Annotated in this window: 2 protein-coding genes and 1 pseudogene; all 3 read right to left on the bottom strand. The window is 74.3% G+C overall.

Going from position 1 to position 2,115, the window contains the following annotated elements; genetic code table 11:
• A pseudogene (locus BU124_RS14425) lies at positions 1 to 1,488 on the bottom strand (phage tail tape measure protein); the annotation flags it as partial.
• Complete coding sequence (locus tag BU124_RS14420) at positions 1,488 to 1,712, bottom strand: DUF7697 family protein (protein ID WP_245831709.1); 225 nt, start codon at positions 1,710 to 1,712, stop codon at positions 1,488 to 1,490. The pseudogene BU124_RS14425 and the gene BU124_RS14420, both read right to left, overlap by 1 nt.
• A 17-nt stretch (positions 1,713 to 1,729) precedes the next feature.
• A partial coding sequence (locus BU124_RS14915) for a hypothetical protein (RefSeq protein ID WP_179141945.1) occupies positions 1,730 to 2,115 on the bottom strand: 386 nt, incomplete at its 5' end.

Here is a 2,115-nt window from a genome sequence, read left to right as displayed (position 1 = left end):
TTCGACCGGGTCCAGCGTGCCGATGGAGAGGCCACCCGCGCCGGTTGCCCAGTCGGGCAGATTGGCGAGCGCCGCGTTCAGCCGGGTGATGAAGCGGTTGATCCGTGCCACCACGCCGTTGATCATCGACTCGACGCCGTCGATCAGGGCATTGGCGGCCTGGAAGGCGAAATCCCCGATGGCCTCCGGCAGCGCGCCCCAGGTCGCCTTCACCGCGTCGAAGGCGCCCGAGAAGGTCGCGACGGTGCTGTTGCCCCAGCCGACCACGGCTTCCGTCGCGCCCTGCAGACCGTCGAGGATCGTCGCCTGCGCCGCGGCCCAGCCGGCCTCCACCCGCGCCCAGGCGGCGCTGGCGCGCAGCGCGATCCGGTCCCAGGCCTCCGCCGCCACGTCCCGAAGCAGGCCGAGCGCGTCGCCGATGCCGCCGGTCGCCGCCACGAGGCGGGTGAACTGGTAGATCAGTTCGCCCGCGCCGACGACGAGCGCGCCGATGCCGGTGCGGATCAGCGCCCCGCGCAGGACCACCAGCGCCGTGGCAAGCCCGCGGACCGAGAGCGCCGCCGCGGCCAGCCCCGCCACCCAGCGCCCGGCGAGAAAGCCCGCAAAAGCCGCCGCGGTGCTGGCCACCCGTCCGAAATTGTCGATCAGCAGGACGAGCGCGTCCGAGATACCGGTGAAGACCCGCTGGATCGGCCCGCCGACCTCGCCGAGCCGGGCCAGCCCTTCGGCCGCGCTCTGCAGGGCCGGCGCGGCGGCGACGGCCAGCTGGTTCGACACGCCCCGCCAAATGAGCCCCAGCCGCGAGATCGCGTCGTTCGTCTCCTCGATCCGGTCGGCGTCCGCGTCGCTCACCAGCACGCCGAAGCGGCGCAGCTCGTCGTTCGCCTGGCGCAGCTGCGCGGGGTCGAGCCGCTGGAAGGCCACGAAGGCGCGGTCGCCGAAGAGCTGCGAGAAGAGCGCCGCCTGCTCCGACGCCGCCGCATTCTGCCGGATCGCCTCGGTGACCCGCGCGATGCGCTGGTCGAGCGGCAGCGCGAGCAGCTCCGCCGCGTTGAGCCCCAGCCGCCGGATCGCGTCGGCCGCCGGCCCGCTGCCATCGGCGGCGAAGAGCGACAGGCGCCGGGTCAGGCGCGCGGACCCGGCCTCGAGCTCGCGGAAGGAATTGCCCGACAGGTCCGCTGCCCGCGCGAGCACCTGCACGCTCGCCGTGGTGGTGGCGAGCGACTGCGCGAGCTTGGCCTGCGCGTCGACGGTCTGCAGCCCCGAGCGGATCAGCGCCGCGCCGGCCGCCGCAGCCGCCGCGCCGACCACCCGGGCGATCCGCGTCGCCTGCCGCGCGAAGCGGGCAAGCCGGCGGTTGGCCGCCTCCATCTCGCGCGAGAGGCGCCGGAACCCCTGCTGGCCGGCCTCGCCCACACCGCGCAGCGCATCCTTGACCTGCCGCCCGCCCGTCGCCGACAGGCGCACGCTCACGCGTTTCTCGGCCATCAGTCACACTCCATGGCGCCGCCGTCCCCGCGGGCCGCGTCGTTTCGTTTCTGCAGGGTCTCGACCACCACCGCCTCGACATGCGGGAGAAGCTCGGCGGCGGCGACCGGATCGACGCCGCGGGCGCGCGCCATCGCCAGCAGCGCGGTCATGTCGAAGCCGATCACGCCGCCCATGGGCGCCAGCCGCAGCTGGCCGCCCGCCGCCTGCACAAGATCTCGCACCTGCCGGCCCTCGACCGTCAGCGGCCGCTCTTGCGTTTGCGGGCAGTCCGGGCACGGCCCTTGGCACCCTGCGCAGTACTCCGCGCCCCCGCCCCAGACCCAGGCTGCGAGGGCGCAGAGACGTTTTTTTCCTGCTCCAGCAGCAGCCCCTTCTGGACGTAGCGGGTCTGGAACGCCTCGAAGATCGGCCAGATGTCCATCAGCGCCGGGATCGTCTCGGGGCCGGGCTCGACCGGGTTGCCCTTGGCGTCGCCCACGCCCTCCCACTCCACGATCGCCAGCCGGGCCAGCGCCACCGCGAAGGGGATCGCGACCGCCTCGTCGGTCGCGCGCGACGTCTCCGCGTCGTCGCCCTCACCGGGCATGGTCTCCAGCGCCGCGACCACGTCGGGGTCGCGGCGCG

This window comes from Salibaculum halophilum (assembly GCF_002094885.1).
GTDB lineage: Bacteria > Pseudomonadota > Alphaproteobacteria > Rhodobacterales > Rhodobacteraceae > Salibaculum > Salibaculum halophilum.
Note: the sequence above shows the minus strand (reverse complement) of the source record. Positions and strands in the feature narration are given on the sequence as shown.